The following is a 24,707-nucleotide window of genomic DNA, read 5'->3' as shown; positions in this document are numbered from 1 at the left end:
GGGTCGGGTGCTTCCGTGTGCGGGCCGTGACCGCCGCGCCTACCGTGGCCGCATGGGCGATGCGGTGGAGCTGGAGGCGGGCGGGCGCACGGTACGCCTGTCCAGTCCGGACAAGGTGTTCTTCCCGGAGCGCGGCTTCACCAAGCTGGACCTCGCCCGGTACTACCAGGCCGTCGGCCCCGGCATCCTGCGCGCCCTGCGCGACCGGCCCACCACCCTGGAGCGCTACCCGGACGGGGTGAACGGCGAGCACTTCTTCCAGAAGCGGGTTCCGAAGAACTGGCCCGACTGGATCCCGACCGCCCACATCACCTTCCCCAGCGGCCGCAGCGCCGACGAGATGTGCCCCACCGAGGAGGCGGCCGTGCTGTGGGCCGCCCAGTTCGGCACCCTCACCTTCCACCCGTGGCCGGTGCGCCGCGCCGACGTCGACCGCCCCGACGAACTGCGCCTCGACCTCGATCCGCAGCCCGGCACCGACTACGACGACGCGGTCCGCGCCGCACACGAACTGCGCGCGGTACTGGAGGAGTTCGGCGGGCTGAAGGGCTGGCCCAAGACCTCCGGCGGACGCGGACTGCACGTCTTCGTGCCCATCGAACCGCGCTGGACCTTCACCCAGGTCCGCCGGGCCGCCATCGCCGTCGGCCGCGAGCTGGAGCGGCGCATGCCGGAGCAGGTGACCATCAAGTGGTGGAAGGAGGAGCGGGGCGAGCGCATCTTCGTGGACTACAACCAGACCGCCCGCGACCGCACCATCGCCTCCGCCTACTCCGTACGCCCCCGCCCGCACGCCCCGGTCTCCGCGCCGCTGCGCTGGGACGAGGTCGGTGTCGCCCACCCCCGGGACTTCGACCTGGGGACCATGCCCGCGCGCTTCGCCGAACTCGGCGATGTGCACGCGGACATGGACGACCACCGCTTCTCGCTGGAGGCCCTGCTGGAGCTGGCCCGCAAGGACGAGCACGACCACGGGCTCGGCGATCTGCCGTACCCGCCCGAGTACCCCAAGATGCCGGGGGAGCCCAAGCGGGTACAGCCGAGCCGGGCCCGTAAACAGCCGCCTACAGCTCCTTGATCCGGATGTCCCGGTACGACACCACGTCGGTGGTGCCGTGCACCTGGAGCCCTATGTATCCGGAGGCGAACCGCCGCCCGTCCGTGCCCGGGTCGTCCGAGCGCGGCGGGACGAAGTCCTGGCCGCCGGTGTTGTCGAACTCGTTGATCAGGACGCCGTTGCGGTAGACCGAGTAGTGCTGGTCCACCACCCGGATCTCGTAGTCGTTCCAGGTGCCCTTCTCGGTCACGCCCGCGCCCGCCAGACCGACGCGGTCGAAGCCGTAGACCGATCCCGTCTTGTACATGTCGCCGTCGGGGCGGTCGAACACCTGCACCTCGTGCCCGTACTTGATGGCGGCCCATTCCGGCCGGGGCTCCTCCGGGTGGTCGTGGACCCACGGGAAGCGCACGAAGACACCGGAGTTGGCGTTGCCGGTGCCCGGCGCGTCGTCACGCCACTGCAGGCGCAGCGAGAAGTCGCCGTACTTGCGCTCCGGGAACCACAGCATCCCGAGCCCGCCCCGGCTGGTACCGCTGGTCATCGAACCGTCCGGGTTGAGGCCGAACGAACCGCCGCCCACGTGCTGCCACTTGGCGAACGAGCCCGTGCTGCCGTCGAAGACCGTCCGGTAGCCCTCGGTCTGACCCGGCTTGCCGATGCCCGACTGTCGGGCGGCCTTGGTGATCGCCTTGTGCTCGCGCTGGTCGATGACGCCCTCGCGCCGCAGCCGGTCGAGGACGGACTTCACATGCTTGAGGAACAGCGCGTGCGAGGTCCACTCCTTCTCGTCCTCGATCATCTCGTTGATCCGGCACCGGTTGCTCGTGAGCCGGTTGGGCACCCCGGAGTCGACCGTGCCGACGATCACCGTCAGCCGCTCGTCGTACTCCGGACAGGGCGGCGCGGGCACCCCGCCCGCCACCACCGTGAAGCTCACGGTGCGGGCCGGGGAGGTGTTGCCGGCCTTGTCGGTCGCCCGGTACGCCAGCGTGTGCGCGCCCGCGCGGTCGACGATCACCGGACCGAGGTAGGTGAGATAGGGCCCGCCGTCGAGGGAGTACTCGACCGTTTCGACCCCGCCCTCGTCGGTGGCGCTGACGGCGACCTTGGCACTGGCCACGAACGCCCCGTCGGAGTTACGGGTGCCCTCCACGCTCACACCGGTCACCGGGGGAGTGGTGTCCTCGGGCGGCGCGGCGACCACCGTGAACTCCACGCTCTTGACCTCGGACACATTGCCCGCCTTGTCGGTGGCCCGGAACCGCACGGTGTGCGTACCGACCTGATGGACCATCACCGGCATGGTGTACGGCTGCCAGGCACCGGAGGCGCCGATCGCGTACTCGATGGTGTTGAGGCCCGAGCCGGTGTCGGAGGCGGTGACGGTCACCGTCGCCATGTCGACATAGGTGCCGTCCGGGTTGCGCTCACCGCTCACCGTCGCCGAGGTCTCCGGCGCGGTCGTGTCGTCAGTCGGCGGGGCCACGACCGTGAACCCGACACTCTTCTCCGCCGACACGTTCCCGGCCTTGTCACTGGCCCGGTAGCGCACCTTGTGGCTGCCGACCTGGTCGATCACGACCGGAGTGGTGTACGGCTGCCAGCTCCCGGCGTCACCGACCGCGTACTCCACGCGGTCCACACCGGAGCCGCCCTCCTCGTCCGTGGCGTGGATCGCCACGCTCGCCGAACCCACGTACTGCCCCTGGGAGTTCTGCGTCCCGGTGACATGCGCGGAGGCCTGCGGCGCCGTGGTGTCCTCGCCGGTGCCCTCGGTGACCACCAGGATGCCCTGCATCTGTCCGTGGCCGGGGATCGTGCAGTGGTAGAAGTACCGGCCCGGGGTGAGCGTGACCTGGGCGGTGTGGCGGCCGCCCTGGTCGTCGTTGGGGTTCGCCAGGATGTTCAGCTCGACATCGCTGTTGAACTCGGGGTCGGAGGTGACGAACGTCAGTGTGTGCGGCATGCCGGTGGTGTTGCCGGTGGCCGCGCTGTTCTCGAAGACGATCGTCGCCGTGCCCGCCACGGCGGTGGTGGGCGCCGAGGTGTACTTGGTGATGTCGTCATTGGCGGTCCAGGTGAGCACCTGTTCCGCCGCCGCGGCCCGCTCGGGGCGCGCGGTGGAGGGCGCGGCCTGGAGGCCGAGCAGGATCAGCAAGGCCGCCAGCAGGGCCGGGAAGAGTCTTCGCCGCCGGATCATCGGGCTCCCCTCGCCAGCCGGCCGGCGGCCGGCGTGGGACCGCCGCCCGTGTAAGTGACCCGCCACAGCGCCGACTTGGCGTCCGAGGTGAAGAAGCCCCGGCCGTAGTCGAGCACGTACAGCGCGCCGTCCGGACCGAACTTCCAGTCCATGAGGTTCTTGATGCCGTCATTGCCGACCGGCACGATCTTCTTCAGCGACTCCGAGTGCACCGGCAACCCGCCGTCCCCGTGGTTCTTCGGGTCGGTGATCACGGCGTTGCGCGGCTGGTCGGCGTCGTAGAAGTCACCGACGAACCACTTGCCGTCCCAGTACGCGGGCCACTTGACCTCGCTGGAGGCGGTCTCGTCGTAGCGGTAGACGGGGCCGTTCATCGCCGCCTGGCCGCCGCCCTTGAGCCACGGGAGCCGGTAGGTCGCCTCGTCCTGCTTGTAGGACGGGATGCCGCCCGCGTCGCGCGGGAAGTCCGGTGCGCCGCCCTGGGGCGAGTACCAGATGTTGTTCGCGGTCACCGGCGGCAGGTTGACCAGGCCGTCGTTGTTCGGGGACTCGTTCTTCGGGTGGTCGCAGTCGTACCAGCCGAGCGGCTTGGACGGGTCGGGCAGATTGCGGTCCCGGTAGGGCTGCTTGTTGCCCATGCAGTACGGCCAGCCCCGGTTGCTCGCCTTGGTGATGACGGCGAAGGTGTCGTACTTGGCCGGACCCCAGGTCGTGGACGGGGCGCCCGCGTCGGGGCCGACCCAGCCCGCGTAGAGGGTGTCCGTCTCCTTGTCGACGAAGATCCGGGCGGGGTTCCGCACCCCCATCACATAGATCTCGCCGCGTGTCTTGCCGCCGCCCTCGTCGGTCTCCCGCCCGGTGAACAGGTTGCCCTCCGGCAGCGTGTACGTGCCGTCCGGCTCCGGGTGGATGCGCAGGATCTTGCCGTTGAGGTTGTTGGTGTTGCCGGCCGTGCGCCTCGCGTCGGCGAAGGAGACGCCCTTGTAGTTGGGCTGCGGGTTGTTTCCGGAGTAACCGTCGCTGAAGCGGCTGGAGTTGTTGTCGCCGGTCGCGATGTACAGGTTGCCCTTGGAGTCCCAGGCCATCCCGCCACCCGCATGGCAGCAACTGTGGATCTGCACCGGCCACTTGAGCAGCACCTTCTCGCTGCTCAGGTCCAGTTTGTTGGTGGCGAGGTCGAGGGTGAAGCGGGAGACGCGGCGCTCGGCCATCCGGGTGTCCCGGTCGATCTGCGCGTGCGGGGTGTAGTGCAGGTACACCCACCCGTTCTCCTGGAAGCGTGGGTCGAGCTCGATGCCGAGCAACCCCTCCTCCACCTTGACCAGTTCGTCGCCGCCGCCCTTGTTGCCGAAGACGGTGAGCGCGCCGGCCAGGGTGACCTTGCCGGTCCTCGGGTCGTAGACATGGATCTCGCCCTTGCCCTTGCCGACGTCCGGGTTGTTCCAGTCGGTGACCACCGGCTGGGAGGAGTCGGCGCCGCCGCGCCCGATGTAGAGCACGCGGCCGTCGGGGGCGGTGACCAGGCCGTGCGGTTCCCCGATCTGGTCGTTCTGGCCGGGCTGGTTGGGCTTGGTGAGCCGTTCGGCCTTGTAGTTGGCGGTGATGGTGGCCTTGCAGTCCGCCTGCGCGAGCCGCGTCGTCCACATCAGGGCGCCGCGCAGATGGGCGCGGAAGTCGCTCTCGTCGTAGGAGGAGACGGTGCCGCCCATGGCGGTGTAGAAGGACCGGCCGCCGTCGTAGTCCCGGCACCAACTCACCGGGTGGTCCCAGCCGTTGGCGCTCGCTCCGGGCTGGTAGGTGGACTCGCGGACCCGGGCGACGGTGTGCACGGTGCCGGTGGGGTTCTTTACCCAGTTCAGCCAGCGGTCGGGGCGTTTCCACTGCACCGGCAGGCTCCTGGTGGCCGGGTGGACCCGGTCGCCGACCTCGACGGTCGCGCGCTGCACGGCCGTGGGGCTGGTGGGGGCGGGCCGGGCGCCGATCAGACCGGTGAACCAGTCCGAGTACGGCTCCGCGCGCGCCGCGTCGTGCAGGCCGACGAAGCCGCCGCCCGCCTCCATGTAGGCCTCCAGGCCGGCCTCCTGCTCGGGGTCGAGCACATCGCCGCCGCCGGTCAGGAAGACGACCGCGTTGTAACGGCCCAGCCTGGTCTCGTTCGTGAAGACCGAGGCGTCGTCGGTCGCCTCGACCTTGAAGCGCTCGTCCGTCGGCCCCGACAGACCGATCCGCTCGATGGCCTCGATCCCGGCGTTCACCAGAGGCGACTCGTCACCTGCGGCGGCCGAGCCGTAGAAGATCAGCACCCGTACGTTCGCGCCGCCCGGAGGCGACTTGATGGACATCGTTGTCAAGGGTGGATCCGGGGCGGGGCGCGCGTTCGCGGGCGGACCCGACACCAGTCCGGCGGTGACGGCTCCGGCCGCGACCATCGTCGCCCAGCCGCGTCTTCTTGTGCTCAACCCTCGTAAGTGCATGGGCACCTCCTCGGTCACAGCAACAGCGCCAAGGAAGTTAGACCTCTTTGCGCTACCCGCCAATACCTATGGCTGTAATCACTCGAACTTTGTCCAGGCTGTGGATAAACGGCCGCGACCCTACTACTGTCTCGAACTCCGTACCGGAACAGGGGAGTTCGGCATGGACAGACGCGGGTTCAACCGGCGGGTGCTGCTCGGCGGGGCGGCGCTGACGACGACATCGTTGTCGCTCGCGCCCCCGGCGAACAGCGCCGTCCAGGCGGCGCGCACGGCGCCCGCGGGCGGCGAGGTCAGGCACATCAGGATGTACGCCGAGAAGCTCGCCGACGGCCAGATGGGCTACGGCTTGGAGAAGGGGAAGGCGACGATCCCCGGCCCGCTGATCGAGCTCAACGAGGGCGACACCCTGCACATCGAGTTCGAGAACACCATGGACGTGCCCGTCAGCCTCCATGTGCACGGCCTGGACTACGAGATCACCAGCGACGGCACCAAACTGAACAAGAGCGACGTCGAGCCCGGCGGCACCCGCACCTACACCTGGCGCACCCACACCCCCGGCCGCCGCAAGGACGGCACCTGGCGGGCGGGCAGCGCGGGTTACTGGCACTACCACGACCACGTCGTCGGCACCGAGCACGGAACGGGCGGTATCCGCAAGGGACTCTACGGGCCGGTGATCGTACGGCGCGCGGGCGATGTGCTGCCGGACAGGACGTACACGATCGTCTTCAACGACATGCTGATCAACAACAGGCCGGCGCACTCCGGGCCCAACTTCGAGGCGACGGTGGGGGAACGCGTCGAGTTCGTGATGATCACGCACGGCGAGTACTACCACACCTTCCACATGCACGGTCACCGCTGGGCGGACAACCGCACCGGCATGCTCACCGGGCCCGACGACCCCACACAGGTCATCGACAACAAGATCGTGGGCCCGGCGGACTCCTTCGGCTTCCAGGTCATCGCGGGGGAGGGCGTCGGCGCGGGCGCGTGGATGTACCACTGCCATGTCCAGAGCCACTCCGACATGGGCATGGTGGGGCTGTTCCTGGTGAAGAAGAAGGACGGCACCATCCCCGGCTACGAGCCACACGAACCGCACGACCCGCACGAGCACTGAGCGGCCGCCCCCTTCAGCCGTTCCCGGCGCGCAGGGTGTCCAGGACCTGCTCCAGCAGTTCGGCGCGGTCCTCGGGGGTCGGGTACAGGTCGTCCTCCAGCGGAAGGTCCGCCCAGCCGCCGTAGTCCAGCAGCTCCACCAGGTTGATCAGCTCGGCGCGCACGTCGTCGGGAATGTAGCTGTCCGCCTGGCCGCAGATGAAGTCGGCGACCCCGAGGAACACCGGCTCCACGTCGGGGCGCCGCAACTCGGCCGCCAGACGGGCGAATCCGCCGGGCTCCTCCCGGAACAGGGCGCCCTCCACGCTCGCGGCCCGCACCCCCGGGTCCCGGGCGTCGGCCTTGGCCGCCAACGCGGCTGACGCCGCCGCCGTGTTGGCCTCGTCCGTGCACACGATCAGTGCCAGGGAGGAGGCCGCCGCACGGACGACGTCCAGGCTCGGGTCCCGGTTCAGGGCGTCGACGAGGGCGGTGACCGCACGGCCCTCCCGTGGCGAACCGGCGCCGAAGGCGTCCAGCCCGGAAGCGGCGGCCACCCGCACGCGGGGACTGGGGTGGCCCAGGGAATCCAGGAACAGGTCCACCGGCGGATCGTCCAGGGGACGGGAGTTCTGCAGCATGGTGTAGCAGCGCAGCACCGTGGCCAGGGTGCGCGGCTGCCGGGCCGCGAGGAAGTCCAGCGTGGCCCGGGCGGCGGGCCGTCTGACCTCGTCGTTGAACAGGAGCATGGACTCCAGCGCCTCAGCGCCGAGCACGGCCCGGTCCGGTTCGGTGCTCCGGCACCAGGAGAGGGCCTCGTCGACGCGCACCGAGGCCAGGGCGCGGTCCGCCCAGGACGGTCCCTCGGGGCGTTGGGCCAGCTTCAGCAGGATCTCGCCGCGCTCCTGGCTCTCCGGCGGATGGGGGAGGGCCCGCTCGAAGGCGTACCGGGCCTCCGAGCGGGCGCGCTCGGAGGCCGCCGGGTCCAGCGGGGCGGCCCGCAGGACGGCCATGTGCAGCAGTTCCACGGCCGCATTGAAGGCCGCCGTGTAGGGAAAGGTGCCCGGCCGCATCCGCCCCATTTCGTGGGGCCGCCAGCCCCACTCCTGCAACCGTCCCAGACAGCCGCGCACATCGTCCGCGAGATCGTCGCCGACACTCGTCACCGGCGTCCCGGCCCCGTACTCGGCCAACAGCGCCGTCCACTCCCGGACCAGGGCGGCCGGATCGTCGATGTGTGCCGCGAACATGCGCTCGACGCGCTGCCGTGCCACCCGGTCCCGGCACAGCGCCTCGGCGAACGGCCCCACGATCGCGCCGAACGACTCCGGCGACGGCTCCCGGTCCAGCGCCCGCGCCAGTTCCCGTACCGCCCACTCCTGATCGCGGGCCCGCGCGATCTCCTGCGCGGCGGCGGCCCGCACCTCCGCGTCCGTCGACGCCAGCCGCTCGGCCAGCCGCCGCTTGCGCTCCTGCTCCCCACCCCTGCCGAACAACACGCGGACAGCCTAGGCCGTGCGCGCACGGCGATGGGCGGCAAGCGGTGCGAGACTCGGTCGGGAACGGCGAAGCGATCCCTCAGAGGAGGGCCCTCATGCTCACCACCCGCTACGTCCAGGGCGCCCCGAACTGGGTCGATGTCGGGACACCCGACCTGGAGGGCGCCGCGGCCTTCTACCGCGCCCTGTTCGGCTGGGAGTTCCGGTCGGCGGGGCCGGAGGCCGGCGGGTACGGCTTCTTCCGGCTCGGCGGGCGCACCGCGGCGGGCGGGATGCGGGTCGCGCCCGAGCAGGGGCCGCCCGGCTGGCACGTGTACTTCCACAGCACGGATGCCGACGCCACCGCCGAGACGGTCCGGCGGGCCGGGGGCAGTGTGCTGATGCCGCCCGACGACGTGTTCGGGCAGGGGCGGCTCGCCTTCCTCGCCGATCACGCGGGAGTGCCCTTCGGGGTGTGGCAGCCCGCCGCCCTCAAAGGACTTGACGTGGTGGGTGACACCGGCGCGCTGTGCTGGGTCGAGCTGTACACGGCGGACGTGGCCCGGGAGGCGGCCTTCTACGACCGGGTCTTCGGCTGGGAGACCTGCGCGATGCCCCTGCCGGGAGGCGTCTACACCGGTATCAACCCCGCGGGCGAGGACGAGGAGGCCATCTTCGGCGGCATGGTGGCGCTGGCCGACGACCCCACCGGTACCGAGACCGAGCCGTACTGGCTGCCGTACTTCGCGACCGACGACGTCGACGGAGTCGTCGACAGGGCGCGGGAGCTGGGCGGCGCGGTGCGGATGGCGCCCGTCGACATCGAGGGCGTCGGCCGGACGGCCAAACTGGCGGACCCCTACGGCGCCCGCTTCGCCGTGATCAAGGGCACCCGGCCACAGGACTGAGCGACGTACGAACGAAGGCCTTCCGCGCGCCGCCGTGCCCCGCCCCGCGGTGCGCGGGCATCATCGTGACGCGCCCCCGGCCTCCCGTCGCCCGCCGTTGATCCGGCGTTGATCGAACGTTTTTCGCCGCGGGGCACGCTTCACGCCATGTTCATCGACACAGTCCCCACGCCCGACCTCGCCTGGCAGGAGGAGGCGTTGTGCGCGCAGACCGGGGCGGAGTTCTTCTTCCCGGAGCCGGGCAGCTCGGTGCGTGAGGCCAAGCGGATCTGCGGTCTGTGCCCCATCCGCTCCGCCTGCCTTGAGTACGCCCTCGACAACGACGAGCGCTTCGGCGTGTGGGGCGGGCTCTCGGAGAAGGAACGCCTGGCACTGCGGCGCATACGGGACTGACCACCGCGGCACCGGAAATCCGTGCGACCGGCCCTTCGGGACCGGTTAGGATCCGGGGGCGTCCCGGACGTGGAGCAGAGGCAGACTCGCCGCCTTGTCAGGGCGGATACGCCGGTTCGAATCCGGCCGTCCGGGACCCAGGGGGCCCACCGCGCCGTCGCGGGCGCGCCTCCGCACGGCACGGACAGACGGGGACGCATGGGCGAGGGCATCGGCGAGGAGGAGCTGGCCGCCTTCCACCGCACGGTCGGCAGGCTGCGGGCACTGCCCGTCGACGACCCGGTACGGCTGCGCGCCGAGCAGGTCGCCGCCTCCTTCGCCCGGGACGGACGGCTGCGGCGGCGCAAGGCCCGCGGCGCCGAGGTCTCCGCGTCCGACGCCGCCGCGATGGCGGCCACCGCGACCGGCGCACCGGACCGCCGCGAGGACGCCCCGCTCGGCGAGGCGGGCACCGGGGGCCCTCTCCGCAAACCGCGCCGCTGCTACGTCTGCAAGTCCCCTTATCGACAGGTCGATGCTTTCTACCACCGGCTCTGTCCCGACTGCGCCGCCGACAACCGCCGCCGCCGTGCCCTGAGCACCGACCTGAGCGGGCGCCGCGTGCTGCTCACCGGCGGCAGGGTGAAGATCGGCTTCCAGCTCGCGCTGATGATGCTCCGCGACGGCGCCGAGGTTTTGGTGACCAGCCGGTTCCCGCACGACACCGTGCGCCGCTTCCGGGCCGAGCCGGGCAGCGGCAAGTGGCTCGACCGGCTCACCGTCCTCGCCGTGGACCTGCGCGACCCGCGCCAGGTCCTCGGCCTGTGCGAGGAGTTGCGGGCCGAGGGCGAACCGCTGGACATCCTGGTCAACAACGCCGCCCAGACCGTACGCCGCCCGCCCGAGTCGTACGCCCTGCTCGCCGCCGGGGAGCGGGCCGCGCTGCCCGAAGGGGCCCGGCAGGCGCCCGGGTTCACCCCGATGCGGATGCTGCCGAGCGGCACCGCCGTGCTTCCGGCCGCCCTGCGCGAGGCCGACGTGGCCGGCCTGCTGCCCGACCCCGCCCCGGAGAACTCCTGGTCCGCGAGGCTCGGCGCGCTCGACCCGGCGGAGGTGCTGGAGACCCAGCTCGTCAACGCCCTCGCCCCGGCCCTGCTGTGCGACCGGCTGCTGCCGCTGCTGCTCGCCTCCCCGCACCCCCGCCGCTACGTCGTCAATGTGACGGCGGTTGAGGGCCGGTTCGCGGTCCGCAACAAGATGCCCGGCCATCCGCACACCAACATGGCCAAGGCCGCGCTGAACATGCTCACCCGCACCAGCGCCGCCGAACTCGCCGAGCAGGGCGTCCACATGTGCGCCGTGGACACCGGCTGGATCACCGACGAGAACCCGGCGCCGAAGAAGGCGCGGATGGCGGATGCGGGCTTCCGCACCCCGCTGGACATCGTGGACGGTGCGGCCCGCGTGTACGACCCGATCGTGCGGGGCGAGGCGGGCGACCCGGTGTCCGGGGTGTTCCTCAAGGACTACCGGGTCGCCGACTGGTGATGATCGTGTTCTCGATCGCGGTCTCCGCGGTCCATGCCGTGCCGCTCCCGCTCACCGCCGCATCGCCATGAACACCTCGGTCCAGAAACGCTGTTGCTTCGGATCCGCCCCCACCAGATAGGTCGCCCGCAGCTTCGGCGGGAGCCACGCCACCAGCCGGGTCACCACCGCCCGGTGCTTCCTCAGCTGCGACAGCTCGGCGTTGGCGAGGATCTGGTGGACGACGTCCGTGTCGTTCGCGCCCTCCTCACTGGCCGCCGCCGCGCGGCGCAGCCGCGCCTCCCACGTATCGACGTCGCGGGCCAGTTCGCGGAGCCCCGTGACGGGACGGTTGTTCAGCCGGTCGACGAGCGCGGTCAGCGGCACCGGGGCGTACTCGCCGTCCCCGAGGTAGACCGTCGCCATCTGCAGCGGCAGTCCCTTGCGGTGCAGCTTGATCAGCCGCTCCAGCGTGCGCTTGGTGATCCAGGCCCGGCCCTCGTCGTCGATGTCGTGCTTCCACCACTCCAGCACCGTCTCGGCGTCCGAGCCGTACCGCGCGAGCAGCCACTCGTTGGCCGGGATGTCCTCCGGCGCCACCTCCAGCGAGGCCGTGAACCGGGTCGCCTGCGCGATGTTGTTCCGCGCCACCTGAAGCTTGCGGCCCAGGTGGTACGGCGGGTTCTGGACCGCGATCTGCGCCCGCAGATGCTCGATCGGGCGGCCCGCCAGCGACCACTCCTGGGTGACCTCCATCAGCTTGGCGAACGCGGCCCGGTCCTTGGGCCGGTTGTACTCGTCCCACACGATCGCCTTCGGCTCCGGGCCGGTGAACTTCGCGGCGAGCAGGTTGTCCAGGGTGCCGTCGGCCGTCGGGATCGGCGCGCACAGGTCCTCGACATTGGTCACCGGCAGCGAGAAGTACAGCGCCTCACGGCCGAGCCCCTCGCGCAGCGTCTGCCGCACCAGCTCGGTCTTCCCGCAGCCCGGCGGGCCCTGGAGCAGCACCGTCCAGCGGTTGCGCAGGGCAGCCCGCACCACCTGGCGCACCGGGTCCGGAACCGAGGACGGGTTGGGCACGCCCAGTGCCTCGGCGATCCGGTCCAGGATCTCGGCCGTGCGGTTGCGGCCCGGTCTGCCGTCCGGGCCGGGCTCGGCCAGGCGCAGCCGCGCGCCGTCCACCAGGGGCAGGCCCCAGCGCAGCGGGAAACCCTCCCGCGCGTTGGCGAGCACATGGTCGAGGGTGCGCGGGGAGAGCAACTCCCTCACCGGCGGCGGCAGGGAGGCCCACACCGAGAACACCGGGCGCAGGTCCCAGGGGCGGTACTTGGCCGTCAGATGCTCCCGCCAGGAGGTGTCGTTGGCGTTGATCCGCATGGTCACCATGCGGTCCAGCAGCGCCAGATCGCCGCGCCGGGCGGCCGTCTCGGACAGCGACTCGTTGTCGGTGAGGAAGACGCCGACGCAGCCGAGGGCGCGCAGATCGTGCTCGCCCAGCGTCCAGTTGCAGGCGATCTGCATCAGCTGCGACTGGATCGTCTCGCCCGCCTGGAGCGAGTCGTCGATGAGCAGCACGAACGGCCGGCCCGGCTTGAGCTGGCTCATCACCAGCTGGCGCAGCACCAGTTCACCGGTGTGCGTGTCCCGCACCGGTGCGTTGACCAGCAGATCGTCCGGGGTCAGGTTCGCCGCCGGGACGTACACCAGGGCCGTGTCCGGGTGGGCGCGGGCGATGTGCGTGAAGAACGTGGCCGTCTTGCCGATGCCGTGCTCGCCGAAGACCTGCCCGGTCTGGCCGAGTTCGATCATCGCGTCGATGAACGACTCCAGACGGGACAGGGTGGGCCGCTTCACTTGTGTGGTCATGTCCGTGTTCCTGTGCTGACACGATGGCAGGCCATCGCGGGGGTGTATCGCTCGGGCCACTCGTCGCCGCCCTCGGTGATCAGCCAGATCCATTTGTCCGGCTCGGCGGGCGTGATCGTCGGCGCGTATCCGTCGGTGAGCATCACCACGGCGTCCGCCGACTCCTCGAAGCGGCGCCCGTTCACCTCCGTGCGGCCCTCCACGTAGTCGGCGACCACCTGGAAGCTGGTGCCGCCCCCGCCGTAGACCCGCTCGCCCGGCTTGAAGGGCATCACCACGCCGTCGAAGGACAGCCAGTGGGCCTGCACGCCGTCGATCCGGCCGACGAGGTCGGTCAGCCAGCGGATCACGTGCTGGGGCATCGACGCGGAGGTGTCCAGGGCGATGACGACGGACTTCTCGCGCACCGGGCCGCGCCGGGAGAGCATCGGGTCCTGGCCGAGCGCGGCGAGCAGCGCGCCCCGCTTCTTCGGGTACACCAGCCGTTCGCCCTCGCGCAGCCGGGAGCCGAGCACGTCGACGAACCAGCGCTGCCACCAGTCGACCGTGCGTGTGCTCGTGGTCTCCCCGCGCAGGACACCCGCGCCCAGCCGGCCCCACAGCCGGGACGCGTGGGCGTTGCCGTCCTCACTGCGGCCCATCAGATCCAGCAGCTCCAGCTCCGCGCCCGCGTGTCCGCGCCGGGCCGCCAGCAGGGAGTTGAGCAGCGCGGAGGAGGCCACCAGGTCGACGGTCTCCTGGTCGGCCGGGACGCCGTCCGCCAACAGGTGGGCGCACAGCCGCTGTTCGGGCACCGGCGGATGGCGCATCCGCTTCAGCTCGCCGTACACCCGCATGTCGGTCTCGACGAACTGCTCGTACGGCAGCGGATCGCGGCCGTGGGTCATCAGGTCCGCGTGGTACAGCTCGTGCACCGCGCGCGGGTCCACTCCCGTCGGTCTGCCGTCCAGCAGGGGCAGCCCGCGGGTGCCGAGCCGGACCAGGGCGACATGGTTGATGCTGACCTCGGTGGCCAGGGTGAAGACCGGGTCGGCGCGCAGGTCGGGGTCGGCGAAGAGATGCCGGTGGACCAGGTGCCGGGCCTCGTGGAACAGCACGAACTTCACGCCGGACAGGCCGATGCCGACGAAGAAGTCCGGGTTGTACAGCAGCAGGCAGGTGCCGTCGCCGGAGGCGACCACGGCGGCCGTCTCCACGGCGGTCGTCGGGATCTGGTGATGGCACTTGGCGTACAGCCAGGACGCCACCGCCGACTCGGTCAGCCCGAAGTCCAGCAGCGCGGCCTCCTTCAGCCGCCGCGCCTCCTCGACCACCGCCGGATCGGCGGGGCGATACCGCTCCAGGGCCCTGCGGTCGGCGAGATCGACCACCGGGACATGCCGTCCCCGCTCCCCGTACGCCATGTGCCGCCCCCCGAACCGGACTTCCCCCGTGGCTCATTGGTACCAGGACGCACCGACATCGGGCCAAGCCATTACGATCGGGCGCCAAGGGCGGGGTCGTAGCGCAGAGGCAGTCGCACGGTCTCCAAAACCGAATCACGCCGGTTCGAATCCGGCCGCCCCGCCCCCTCAAGAACCCTCACCAGGAGCCTCACCAGAGCCCTCACCGGCCGCGTTCAGGCGATGGCGCCCGCGGTCACCACCAGTTCGTACGCGGTCCCGTGGAAGGTCTCGACGAGCTGGGCCAGAATCGCCCACGCCTCGTCCCGGTCGCCCAAGTGCTCCCGCACCAGCGGCCGCAGGGCGTCCTCCGCCTCGCGCACACGCCGCGGGAAGAGCACCCGGCCCATCGCCAGCACCTCAAGGGCGTCGACCGCGGGGTCGTGGGACAGCGCGTAGGACGCCGGTCCCTCCAGGACACCGGCCTGCCGCAGCCGGTGGGTGAACTTGGCGTGCGAGCCGAACCGGGCGCGCACCCCGGGCGGGCAGTCGGGGCGTATCGACAGCGCCCAGCGGGCGTACCCGGGCAGCGGGCGCTCCCGGTCCGCCGCGGCGACGGTCTCCCAGTCGTCGCGGGTGAGGACCATCGAGGACGCCGCGCGGCCCGCGCTCATCGTGGTGACCGCGCGCAGGCAGCCGACCAGACCGAGGCGGAGACAGTCGCCCGGCACCTCCGGCTCCTGGCTGCGTATCAGGGCGTCGACCGGTATCCGCTCCAGGCGCCCGGGGCCGAACGGCAGCCCGCGCGCGATCGCCCGGCGCAGACCGGGCTGCAGCTCCAGGTGCCGGAAGACGATCGCGTTGAGCTTCGGGTTGTCGTTCTCCAGCACCCACAGCGCCACCGAGGCGGGCATCGGGCGCGTCCAGTTCCAGGCGCGCCCGAGCCGCAGCAGGACCGCGTCGGGGGACTCCGCCGGGGGCAGGCCGGTACGGGCCCGGATCCGGGCGGCGGTGTCCTTCTCGACCAGGCCGAGGAGGAACCCGGCCGCCTGTCGCGGTCTGCTGTTGTCACGCATGGCCTGCATGATGCCGCAGGCACGCGATCCTGCCCAGGAGAATTCCGGGGCGGGGTCAGGCCCCGGCGCGCGCCGCCATCCGGGCCTTGCGGGCGGCGAGCTTCTCGTCGAACTTGGCGGCCTCCGCGTCCAGGCCGCCCATGAACAGACCCAGCTCGTCCTGCGCCTGCCGGCCCTCGGGGCCGAGGCCGTCGATCTCCATGATCTTCAGGAAGCGCAGCACCGGCTGGAGCACGTCGTCGTGGTGGATGCGCAGGTTGTAGACCTCGCCGATGGCCATCTGCGCGGCGAACCGCTCGAAGCCGGGCATGCCGTGGCCGGGCATCCGGAAGTTCACGACCACGTCCCGCACCGCCTGCATGGTCAGGTCGGGGGCGAGCTCGAACGCGGCCTTCAGCAGGTTCCGGTAGAAGATCATGTGCAGGTTCTCGTCGGTCGCGATGCGGGCCAGCATGCGGTCGCAGACCGGGTCGCCGGACTGGTGGCCGGTGTTGCGGTGCGAGATCCGGGTGGCCAGCTCCTGGAAGGCGACATAGGCCACGGAGTGCAGCATCGAGTGGCGGTTGTCCGACTCGAAGCCCTCGCTCATGTGGGCCATCCGGAAGGCCTCCAGCTTGTCCGGGTCCACCGCGCGCGAGGCGAGCAGGTAGTCGCGCATCACGATGCCGTGGCGGCCCTCCTCGGCGGTCCAGCGGTGCACCCAGGTGCCCCAGGCGCCGTCGCGGCCGAAGAGGCTGGCGATCTCGTGGTGGTAGCTGGGCAGGTTGTCCTCGGTGAGCAGGTTCACCACCAGCGCGATCCGGCCGATCTCGGTGACCTTCGACTGCTCCTTGTCCCAGGCCTCGCCGTCCTCGAAGAAGCCGGGGAAGTTCCGGCCGTCGCTCCAGGGCACGTACTCGTGCGGCATCCAGTCCTTGGCGACCTTCAGATGCCGGTTGAGCTCCTTCTCGACCACTTCCTCCAACGCGTAGAGCAGCCGGGCGTCGGTCCATGCGGAGGACGGGCTGCCGAGGTTCGGGGAGGTGATCGTCACGGGGTACTCCAGGGGGACGTAACACGAGCGGAGGGGACCGCGGGGGGTCGGCGGAACCTACGGAATCGTAGGCTACGAACCCGTAGGTTACGAAGCCGTAGGTTAAGAGCAGTGTAAATATCGCTGATCAGCGCGGGTTCCCCGGAGTGTTCAGGGCATGCAGAGCAGCCCTGGGAACCGCAGGTCCCAGGGCTGAAGGAGTGAGGCGCTCACCCGGTCAGGCGTACAGCTCCCGCATCCGCACCGAGAGACATGTCACACAGCCTTCGAGCTTCTCGAACTCGCTGATGTCGACCACGACCGGCTCATGACCGAGGTCGGCGAGCAGCTCCGCCGTCTTCGGGGCGCTCGCCGAGATCATCAGCTTGTGCCCGCCGAGCAGCACCACATGGCCGCCGGCCTCCTCGGGCACCGACAGGAAGCGCGGGAAGAGCGCGGGCCGGTCGACCTTCGGGATGTGCCCGATCACCGTGCCGTCGGGCAGCGCGGTGACCGCCGACTTCAGATGCAGCACCTTGGACACCGGTACGGCCACCACCCGCGCCCCGAGCGGCTCGAACGCGGCCCGCACCTGCTGCACCCCGGCCGCGTTGGTGCGCCCGCCGCGGCCGACGTAGATCGTGTCGCCGACCTTCAGCACGTCGCCGCCGTCCAGGGTGCCCGGCTCCCAGACCCAGTTCACCGAGCAGCCGAGCGCGGCCACCGCCTCCTCCACCCCGGCGGTCTCGGCGCGGCGGGACTCGGCGCCGGGGCGGGTGATCAGCGCGACGTTCCGGAACATCACGACCGTGTCCTCGACGAACACCGAGTCCGGGCAGTCATCGGCGGGCTCCACCTCGACCGTCTCCCAGCCGTGGACGCGCAGCGCCTCGGTGTACGCCTCCCACTGCTCCATCGCCAGGTCGACATCGACCTTCTCCCGCTCGACGTGCGTCACCAGCCCCTCGGCGAGACGCGGGCTGGGGCGGCGTACGAGGGCCTTCTTGCTGGGCACGGCTACTCCGAATCGGCGGCTGGTTCCGGCACCCGTTGCATAGGGCACCGATCAGCCATCATGCAGTCCCGATCCGGCCGCGCAAAACCGTCGTCATCAGGTCGTAGCCCTCCTGAGACCCGCGCTGCCCAGGGTGTGCGCGAGCCGCGCCGGACCCGTGAAGATCACCTCCTCGGTGTCGGGTCCGGCGCCGCGCGCCCGTCACCGCGGCGACAGCACCGCCTCCGGAGTGGTCTCCGTCAGCTCCCCGTCCAACAGCAGCCAGCGGGTGATGCCGATCGACTCCAGGAACGGCAGATCGTGGCTGGCCACGATCAGCGCGCCCTCGTAGGACTCCAGGGCCGAGGTGAGCTGCCGCACGCTCGCCATGTCCAGGTTGTTCGTCGGCTCGTCCAGCATCAGCAGCTGCGGCGCGGGCTCGGCCAGCATCAGCGCCGCCAGCGCCGCCCGGAACCGCTCGCCGCCGGAGAGCGTGGCCGCCTTCTGGTCCGCGCGGGCACCCCGGAACAGGAACCGGGCCAGCCGTGCCCGCACCCGGTTGTTGGTGGCGCCCGGCGCGAACCGGGCCACGTTCTCGGCGACGGTCAGCTCGCCGTCGAGCACATCGAGCCGCTGCGGCAGGAACCGCATCGGCACATGCGCCCGTGCCTCGCCCGACACCGGCTCCAGTTCCCCGGCGATCGTGCGCAGCAGCGTGGTCTTGCCCGCGCCGTTGCGTCCGATCAGCGCGATCCGCTCCGGCCCGCGCAGATCGAGACCGCCGGCCACGCGCGCGCCGTACGGCAGCTCCAGGTCGAGCAGTGTGAGCACCTCGCGGCCGGGCGGCACGGCCGTGTAGGGCAGATCGACGCGGATCACGTCGTCGTCCCGCACGGCCTCCACCGCCTCGTCGAGGCGTTCCCTGGCCTCGGCGAGCTTCTCCTCGTGCATGATGCGGTGCTTGCCGGCCGAGACCTGCGCCTGGCGCTTGCGCTCGCCCATGACGACCTTGGGCTCGCGCTTGTTGTCCCACATCTTCTGCCCGTACCGCTTGCGGCGGGCCAGCTTGACCTGCGCGTCCGCCAGTTCCCGCTTCTGCTTCTTCAGATCGGCCTCGGCGACCCGGACCATCCGCTCGGCCGCCTCCTGCTCCACGGCGAGCGCCTCCTCGTACGCCGAGAAGTTGCCGCCGTACCAGGTGATCTCCCCGGAGCGCAGATCGGCGATCTGGTCCACCAGGTCGAGGAGTTCACGGTCGTGGCTGACCACGACCAGTACCCCGGGCCAGGAGGTGACCGCCGCGTACAGCCGCCGACGGGCGTACAGATCCAGGTTGTTGGTCGGCTCGTCCAGCAGCAGCACGTCGGGGCGGCGCAGCAGCAGCGCGGCCAGCCGCAGCAGCACCGACTCGCCGCCCGACACCTCGCCGACCGTGCGGTCCAACTCGATGTGTCCGAGGCCGAGTTCGCCGAGGGTGGCGAGGGCGCGCTCCTCCACGTCCCAGTCGTCGCCGACCGTGTCGAAGTGCTCCTCGGCCACGTCACCGGCCTCGATGGCGTGCAGGGCGGCCCGCTGCGCGGCGATGCCGAGCGCCTCGTCGACCCGCAGCGCGGTGTCGAGCGTGACGTTCTGCGGCAGGTAGCCGACCTCCCCGGCCACCCTGATCGTGCCGTCGGCGGGCGTGAGTTCACCCGCGACGAGCTTCAACAGGGTGGACTTCCCGGACCCGTTGACCCCGACGAGCCCGGTGCGCCCGGGGCCGAAGGCGGTGTCGAGGCCCTCGAAGACGGGGGTGCCGTCGGGCCAGGTGAAGGCAAGTGCGTTACAGGTGATGGAACTTGACATGCGGGCCTCCGCGGTTGCTCGAAACGATCAGGGGCAAGCGCGTTTCGAGACACGGTGCGGCGACCCGCGGGAAGGTCCGGGGAACTCCGGGAAGGGGAGGGCATGAGAAAAGCCCTGCGCCGGAGGACGGCTCGAACGCCGAGGTCGCACGCTGCGCACGCACCTCAGGGGGTGCGACGCGGTGTCTCAGGACCTCAGACGAGCAACGTCCTTCTCCAATCGACGGCAACAGGACCGTTGTACACCGTAAGGAGAGCCCGGAAGGGCTGTCAACGGAATTAACCGACCGGCGGTACGCCCGGATTAGCAGGCGTCCCGCATCAGTTCCGCGAGGTCGTGGTCGAGGTCCAGCTGGAGGTGCTCAAGACCGGTCGGGACCAGTTCGTTCGTCGCGTCCAGGAAACGGCGGATCTCACCGGTGCGGACATGGACGACGGCCGTGCCCTCGGGGGCGTGGAACTCCAGGACCGTGCGGTCGTAGCCGTACGGGCGGACCCGGACATCGCCGTGGCCGACGCTCTCCGACAGACCGGAGGTGAGCAGCTCGCGGCTGAACGTCCAGCACACCTCCACACCCTCCAGGGTGGCCGGGGCCGGGAAGGTCATCCGGACGGCGAACGGGTCGCTCCGGTCGTAGTGCAGCGCGGCGGGGATGCACGACATCCGCGGGGCGGCGGCGACGAGACGGGCCTCTACTGGGTGCTCGATGACGTCGGACAACGTCTTGCTCCCTTGCTACGGCGTTACGGGCCGGGTGCTACGGCTGGACAGAGCCCGGCGTGAGACGCCCGGCACTATGTAGGACGACTGAAACCGGCGTTGCGTGCACACGGAGGTCGAGTGACCTCTGTCACCGCGTTTCAATCACCGGGTTTCCAGGGGCGCGCGAGGCCGTCTTTACGGTGCGGTTACGCGTGGGCTAGCTTCCCCCGCCATGAGGCCCTTGGGGAACACGCGACGCTTCGGACGCACGGTTCGCACGACGGCCACGGGGGTGATGTGCGCGGCCGCGCTGGCCACGATGACGGCCGCCCCCGCGCGGGCGCACGACCCCGCCGGGCCGCTCGGGCGGTGGGCGGTGAAGGACACCGGGCACCCCGAGGTCCGCTTCCGCGGGCTCGCCGCCGTCGACCGCGGGACCGCGTGGCTGGCCGGGAGCGCGGGCACGGTGCTGCGCACCACGGACGGCGGGGCGAACTGGCGGGACGTGTCACCGGCGGGGGCCGGGGAGCTGCAGTTCCGGGACATCGAGGCGTTCGACGCGCGCCGGGCCGTCGCCCTCGCCATCGGGGAGGGCGAGGCGTCCCGGCTGTACCGCACCGAGGACGGCGGCGCGACCTGGACCGAGACCTTCCGTAACCCCGACCCGCGCGCCTTCTACGACTGCGTGGCCTTCTTCGACCGGCGGCACGGGCTCGCCATGAGCGACCCCGTGGACGGGCGGTTCCGGATCCTGTCCACCGCCGACGGCGGCCGCAGCTGGCGGGTGCTGCCCGACGACGGGATGCCCGCCGCGCTGGAGGGCGAGGCGGGGTTCGCGGCCAGTGGGCAGTGTCTGGTGACGGCCGGGCCGAGGGACGTCTGGCTGGCCACGGGCGGCGCGGCACGCGCGCGTGTCCTGCACTCCGCCGACCGCGGCCGCACCTGGACGGCCACCGACACCCCGATCCCGGCCGGCGACCCCGCGCGGGGCGTGTTCGCGCTCGCCTTCCGCGACCGCTCCCACGGGCTCGCAGTGGGCGGCGACTACCGCCCCGACCAGCAGTCCCCGCAGGCGTCCGCCCGCACCCGCGACGGCGGCCGCGCCTGGGCGCCCGCCGCGACCCCGGTCAGCGGCTACCGCTCCGGGGTCGCCTGGCTCCCGCACAGCCGCACGGCCGCGCTGGCGGTGGGCCCCACCGGCACCGACCTGACCACCGACGGCGGCCGCGCCTGGCGCACCGTCGACACCGGCTCGTACGACACGGTCGACTGCACGCCCGACCGGAGTTGCTGGGCGGCGGGGGAGAAGGGCCGCGCGGCGCGCCTTGAAAGGTGATGCGCGAAGTGGGTACTCGGCCGCCGACGGCGACTGCGAGAGGAGTGAGCGCACATGCCACGCGGTTCGAGTCCCAAGCGGGAGCGGCAGTACGAGCACATCAAGAAGAGCGCCGAGGAGCGCGGCGAGAGCACCGGGCGGGCCAAGGAGATCGCGGCGCGCACGGTGAACAAGGAACGCGCCCGCTCCGGTGAGTCCAAGACGGCCAGCCGCACCTCGACCGAGGACATGTCGTCCGGCAAGCGGGGCGGACAGCGGTCCGGCAAGGGCTCCCAGGGGCCGACCTACGACCAGCTCTACGAGGAGGCCAAGCGCCGCAACATCCACGGCCGTTCGGACATGAACAAGGGGCAGCTGCAACGCGCCCTGGGCCGCAAGAGCTGAGGAGGGGCCCGTACGCTCGTCGTCACTATGACGACCGTACGCATCCCCGCGGGCTGGCCCGCGACCGAGGAAGAGGCCCTGGCCGTCCAGGACGAACTGCGCGCGAAGGTGGTCCTGGACGAGCCGGGACCACCGCCCGGCACCGGGCACGTCACCGGCGTCGACGTGGCCTACGACGACGAACTGGACCTCGTCGCCGCCGCAGCCATCACCCTGGACGCGGCCACGCTGGAGGTCGTCGCGGAGGCGACGGGCGTCGGCAGGATCTCGTTCCCGTACGTGCCGGGGCTGCTGGCGTTCCGGGAGATTCCCGCGGTGCTGGCTGCCCTGGACGCGCTTCCGGCCCCGCCGGGCCTGGTGGTCTGCGACGGTTACGGGCTGGCCCACCCGCGCCGCTTCGGCCTGGCGAGCCACCTGGGGGTGCTCACGGGGCTGCCCACGATCGGCGTGGCGAAGAACCCGTTCACGTTCACGTACTCCGCCCCGACGGACACCCGGGGCTCAACGTCCCCCTTGCTGGCGGGCGTTGAGGAGGTGGGCCGAGCCCTGCGTACCCGAGACTCGGTGAAACCGGTCTTCGTCTCGGTGGGCCACCGCGTCACCCTGGACAACGCCTGCGCCCACGTCCTGACCCTGACCCCGACCTACCGCCTCCCGGAGACAACGCGCCGCGCGGACTCCCTGTGCCGCAAGGCCCTCCGGGCGGCCTCCGAGCCGAACCCGGAACTGGCGGAGCTGGCCCGACGGGACCCGAACCGCTCCTGGGGCCGCGATTTGTACGAGCGCCGGCGCAACCCCGTGGCCTGGGCGGGCCGGGTCCTCGAAGCGGCGGTCGGCGAAGGTCCGCGGCCCCCGGAGATCACGGCGGCCCTGGAACTGGCGGCGGACCGGGACCAGTGGCACCGTGGCCGTGAGCTCTTCTCCCGCCTGCGTGGCACCGAACGGCACGGCGAACAGGAGGAGTTGCTCCTCCTCCTGGCCGAACTGATCGCCAAGCTCGCGCACAACGCCGCCGGTTCCGCCCCCTGGTTCGACTACCACGCGGGCTGGCAGATCGGCCCTCTGGCCCACCGCTACGCGAAGGCGTCCGGGGACCCGGCGGTACGGGAGCGGCTGGAGGCAGCACTGGGGGAGCGGGGGCCAAGCATCACCGAGCCGACGTAGCTGCGGGCAGTCGTGCCGCTTGGGCGGCACGGGTGGGCTGGGGGTCCCCCCTCTGGGGGAGGCACCCCGCGAGCGCGGGCGAGCGACACCCCCCCGCACCAACCCACGGCACCGCCGCCTCACCGCCTGGCCGCCACCCGGAACACGATCCCCGCCCGCTGCAGACGGGACGTCAACGCGTCGCCCATCGCCACCGCCGTAGTGACCTGCCCCGATGTCGGCGGCACGGAGTCGAACGCCAGGCACAGCGCCGACTCCGCGAGCATCTTGGCCGTCTCGTCGTACCCGGGGTCCCCGCCCGACACCTCCGTGTACACCCGCCGCCCGCCGCCTTCGCCCACGAAGCGGACCGAGAACCAGCTCCGGGCCCGCTTCTCGGGGCTCGGGCCCTCGCCGGGGCTGAGCCGGGACGACAGCCAGCTACGCGCCGCGGGCACCTGCGCCGCCGCAGCGAGCGCCGCGACCCCCGCCACGCCCGCCGCCGCGACCGGCAACCGCCGCACCGCCGCGTAGTGCCGGTACCGGAAGTCCGGCCCGTACCGCTCCAGGGACTTCGCGGAGCGGCGGACGATCTGCGGGTCGATGGTGGGCAGCGGCAGCGCCCACGCGCCGACCTCCCCGGCGTACCGGGGCGTCCCGGTGGGCGCCAGCGCCCGGCGCCCCATGAGACGCGGCTCGTACCGGGCCCGGTCCCGCGCCGCCGCCCGCACCCGGCGCCGGTGCGCGAGCTGCCCGAGCGCTGAGGCGAAGGTGCCGCCGGAGAACATGGCGCTTGCAGTGACAAAGGCGTCCACGGTCAGCGGCACCCCCTCCGGCAACTGCCGGACGGTGAAGTACGCGCCCAGGTCGTGCGGCACGGAGTCGAACCCGGCCGCGTGCACGAGCCGGGCGCCCGTCTCACGCGCGCGTGCGTCGTGCCGGACGTACATCAGGTCCACGAACTCGGCCTCACCGCACAGGTCGACATAGTCCGTACCGCTGTCCGCGCAGGCGGCGACGAGTTCCTCGCCGTAACGGACGTAGGGCCCGACCGTCGTGGCCACCACGCGCGCGTGCCGGGCGAGTTCCCGGACCGACTCCGGGTCCGCGACGTCCGCGCGGAGCACGCCGACCCGCTCGCCGCCCGGCAGGGACTCGCGCAGCCGCTCCAGCTTCGCCTTGTCGCGCCCGGCGACGGCCCACCGCAGCCCTTCCGGCCCGTGTTCCGCGAGGTACCGCGCGGTGAGCGCGCCCGCGAAGCCGGTGGCCCCGAAGAGCACGATGTCGTAGGGACGATCCGTCCTGTTCAGCCTGCTCATGACACCTCTCGTCCCGCACCGCACGCCGTTGTCGGTGGCCGAGGCTAGCTTGGGGCATACGGAGTCCGATCACCAGCCCGGGAGGCAGCGCATGGCCGTGGACCGGAACGCCCTGAAGAAGTGGGAGAAAGTACGCCGCTTCGCCTTCGACCTGCCCGGCGCGACCGAGGAACACCCGTGGGGCGAGACGGTGGCGAAGGTCAACAAGAAGGTGTTCGTCTTCCTGGGGACGGACGACAGCAGCTATCCCATGGGGGTGACCGTGAAGCTCAAGGACGAGGCCGCCCACGCCCACGCGCTGACCTGCCCCGGCGCCGAGCCCGCCGGGTACGGCCTCGGGAAGGCCGGCTGGGTCCGTGTCCCGCTGGAGGAGAAGGGTGCCCCCGCCGCCGACCTGCTCTGCGACTGGGTCGAGGAGAGCTACCGCGTCATCGCGCCGAAACGCCTGGTCACCGAGCTCGACGCACGCTGAGATCGACCCCGGCAAGATTACTAAGCGCTTGCTCTTGTGCTTGCCCGGCC

Annotated in this window: 19 protein-coding genes, 2 tRNA genes and 1 pseudogene; 11 read left to right on the top strand and 11 right to left on the bottom strand. The window is 71.5% G+C overall.

Annotated features, from left to right (window positions below):
• The first annotated feature begins 52 nt into the window (after window positions 1–52).
• Complete coding sequence (gene ligD, locus GA0115233_RS00760; protein WP_093718033.1) at window positions 53–1,078, top strand: non-homologous end-joining DNA ligase; 1,026 nt, start codon at window positions 53–55, stop codon at window positions 1,076–1,078.
• Here ligD and GA0115233_RS00755 read toward each other — a convergent pair.
• Window positions 1,065–3,260, bottom strand: coding sequence for an OmpL47-type beta-barrel domain-containing protein (locus GA0115233_RS00755; protein WP_093718032.1), 2,196 nt, complete (start codon window positions 3,258–3,260; stop codon window positions 1,065–1,067). The two genes, ligD and GA0115233_RS00755, sit on opposite strands and share 14 nt — an antisense overlap.
• A complete protein-coding gene (locus GA0115233_RS00750) occupies window positions 3,257–5,734 on the bottom strand; it encodes a ThuA domain-containing protein (RefSeq protein WP_093718031.1) in 2,478 nt (825 codons plus the stop codon). The genes GA0115233_RS00755 and GA0115233_RS00750 overlap by 4 nt, the downstream gene beginning before the upstream one ends.
• A gap of 163 nt (window positions 5,735–5,897) precedes the next feature.
• Between GA0115233_RS00750 and GA0115233_RS00745 the strand changes: the two genes are divergently transcribed.
• Window positions 5,898–6,863, top strand: coding sequence for a multicopper oxidase domain-containing protein (locus GA0115233_RS00745; protein WP_093718030.1), 966 nt, complete (start codon window positions 5,898–5,900; stop codon window positions 6,861–6,863).
• Between the two features lie 13 nt (window positions 6,864–6,876).
• Here GA0115233_RS00745 and GA0115233_RS00740 read toward each other — a convergent pair whose 3' ends face one another.
• Complete coding sequence (locus GA0115233_RS00740; RefSeq protein WP_141689460.1) at window positions 6,877–8,340, bottom strand: HEAT repeat domain-containing protein; 1,464 nt, start codon at window positions 8,338–8,340, stop codon at window positions 6,877–6,879.
• Between the two features lie 95 nt (window positions 8,341–8,435).
• Between GA0115233_RS00740 and GA0115233_RS00735 the strand changes: the two genes are divergently transcribed.
• From GA0115233_RS00735 to GA0115233_RS00720, 4 genes are all read left to right on the top strand, one after another.
• Window positions 8,436–9,227, top strand: a complete 792-nt coding sequence (locus tag GA0115233_RS00735; RefSeq protein WP_093718028.1) for a VOC family protein — start codon at window positions 8,436–8,438, stop codon at window positions 9,225–9,227.
• A gap of 147 nt (window positions 9,228–9,374) precedes the next feature.
• Window positions 9,375–9,620, top strand: a complete 246-nt coding sequence (locus tag GA0115233_RS00730; protein ID WP_176711587.1) for a WhiB family transcriptional regulator — start codon at window positions 9,375–9,377, stop codon at window positions 9,618–9,620.
• Between the two features lie 63 nt (window positions 9,621–9,683).
• Window positions 9,684–9,755 (top strand) — tRNA-Asp (locus tag GA0115233_RS00725).
• A 63-nt stretch (window positions 9,756–9,818) separates the two neighbouring features.
• Window positions 9,819–11,147 carry an SDR family NAD(P)-dependent oxidoreductase gene (locus tag GA0115233_RS00720; RefSeq protein ID WP_093718026.1) on the top strand — a complete coding sequence of 443 codons (1,329 nt, stop codon included), beginning with the start codon at window positions 9,819–9,821 and terminating at the stop codon, window positions 11,145–11,147.
• 51 nt (window positions 11,148–11,198) lie between these two features.
• On the opposite strand, the gene GA0115233_RS00715 is transcribed toward GA0115233_RS00720, so the two are convergent.
• Both GA0115233_RS00715 and GA0115233_RS00710 read right to left on the bottom strand, forming a co-directional pair.
• A complete protein-coding gene (locus GA0115233_RS00715; RefSeq protein ID WP_093718025.1) occupies window positions 11,199–12,992 on the bottom strand; it encodes an AAA family ATPase in 1,794 nt (597 codons plus the stop codon).
• Entirely contained in the window at window positions 12,989–14,395 is a 1,407-nt protein-coding gene (locus tag GA0115233_RS00710; RefSeq protein WP_093718024.1) for a hypothetical protein, read from the bottom strand. Before GA0115233_RS00710 ends, GA0115233_RS00715 begins: the two co-directional genes overlap by 4 nt.
• 90 nt (window positions 14,396–14,485) lie before the next feature.
• On the opposite strand from GA0115233_RS00710, the gene GA0115233_RS00705 reads away from it, so the two are divergent.
• A tRNA-Trp gene (locus GA0115233_RS00705) sits at window positions 14,486–14,560 on the top strand.
• Between the two features lie 50 nt (window positions 14,561–14,610).
• Here the strand turns inward: GA0115233_RS00705 and GA0115233_RS00700 are convergent.
• From GA0115233_RS00700 to GA0115233_RS00680, 5 genes are all read right to left on the bottom strand, one after another.
• The gene (locus GA0115233_RS00700; RefSeq protein WP_255310002.1) at window positions 14,611–15,450 is read right to left on the bottom strand and encodes a hypothetical protein; all 840 of its coding nucleotides are present in this window, start codon (window positions 15,448–15,450) and stop codon (window positions 14,611–14,613) included.
• A 55-nt stretch (window positions 15,451–15,505) separates the two neighbouring features.
• On the bottom strand, window positions 15,506–16,483 hold the full coding sequence (locus tag GA0115233_RS00695; RefSeq protein ID WP_093718022.1) for an acyl-ACP desaturase: 978 nt from the start codon (window positions 16,481–16,483) through the stop codon (window positions 15,506–15,508).
• A gap of 217 nt (window positions 16,484–16,700) precedes the next feature.
• Window positions 16,701–17,477: a dimethylargininase gene (ddaH, locus tag GA0115233_RS00690; protein WP_093718021.1), complete on the bottom strand. Its 777-nt coding sequence runs from the start codon at window positions 17,475–17,477 to the stop codon at window positions 16,701–16,703.
• Between the two features lie 201 nt (window positions 17,478–17,678).
• A complete protein-coding gene (locus GA0115233_RS00685) occupies window positions 17,679–19,301 on the bottom strand; it encodes an ABC-F family ATP-binding cassette domain-containing protein (protein WP_093718020.1) in 1,623 nt (540 codons plus the stop codon).
• Between the two features lie 303 nt (window positions 19,302–19,604).
• Window positions 19,605–20,021: an SsgA family sporulation/cell division regulator gene (locus GA0115233_RS00680; protein WP_093718019.1), complete on the bottom strand. Its 417-nt coding sequence runs from the start codon at window positions 20,019–20,021 to the stop codon at window positions 19,605–19,607.
• Between the two features lie 301 nt (window positions 20,022–20,322).
• Here GA0115233_RS00680 and GA0115233_RS00675 point away from each other — a divergent pair, with 301 nt between their 5' ends.
• The 3 genes and pseudogenes from GA0115233_RS00675 to GA0115233_RS00665 all read left to right on the top strand — a co-directional run.
• A complete protein-coding gene (locus GA0115233_RS00675; protein ID WP_255310012.1) occupies window positions 20,323–21,339 on the top strand; it encodes a WD40/YVTN/BNR-like repeat-containing protein in 1,017 nt (338 codons plus the stop codon).
• Between the two features lie 54 nt (window positions 21,340–21,393).
• Window positions 21,394–21,723 carry a plasmid stabilization protein gene (locus GA0115233_RS00670; protein ID WP_093718017.1) on the top strand — a complete coding sequence of 110 codons (330 nt, stop codon included), beginning with the start codon at window positions 21,394–21,396 and terminating at the stop codon, window positions 21,721–21,723.
• A 27-nt stretch (window positions 21,724–21,750) separates the two neighbouring features.
• Window positions 21,751–22,434, top strand: a pseudogene (locus GA0115233_RS00665) (endonuclease V); the annotation flags it as partial.
• A 572-nt stretch (window positions 22,435–23,006) separates the two neighbouring features.
• Here the strand turns inward: GA0115233_RS00665 and GA0115233_RS00660 are convergent.
• A complete protein-coding gene (locus tag GA0115233_RS00660) occupies window positions 23,007–24,185 on the bottom strand; it encodes a saccharopine dehydrogenase family protein (protein ID WP_093718016.1) in 1,179 nt (392 codons plus the stop codon).
• A gap of 91 nt (window positions 24,186–24,276) precedes the next feature.
• Here GA0115233_RS00660 and GA0115233_RS00655 point away from each other — a divergent pair, with 91 nt between their 5' ends.
• Window positions 24,277–24,657: an MmcQ/YjbR family DNA-binding protein gene (locus GA0115233_RS00655; protein ID WP_093718015.1), complete on the top strand. Its 381-nt coding sequence runs from the start codon at window positions 24,277–24,279 to the stop codon at window positions 24,655–24,657.
• Window positions 24,658–24,707: the final 50 nt, after the last annotated feature.

Source organism: Streptomyces sp. DI166 (genome assembly GCF_900091315.1).
In the GTDB taxonomy this organism is placed as follows: domain Bacteria; phylum Actinomycetota; class Actinomycetes; order Streptomycetales; family Streptomycetaceae; genus Streptomyces; species Streptomyces fuscus.
Note: the sequence above shows the minus strand (reverse complement) of the source record. Positions and strands in the feature narration are given on the sequence as shown.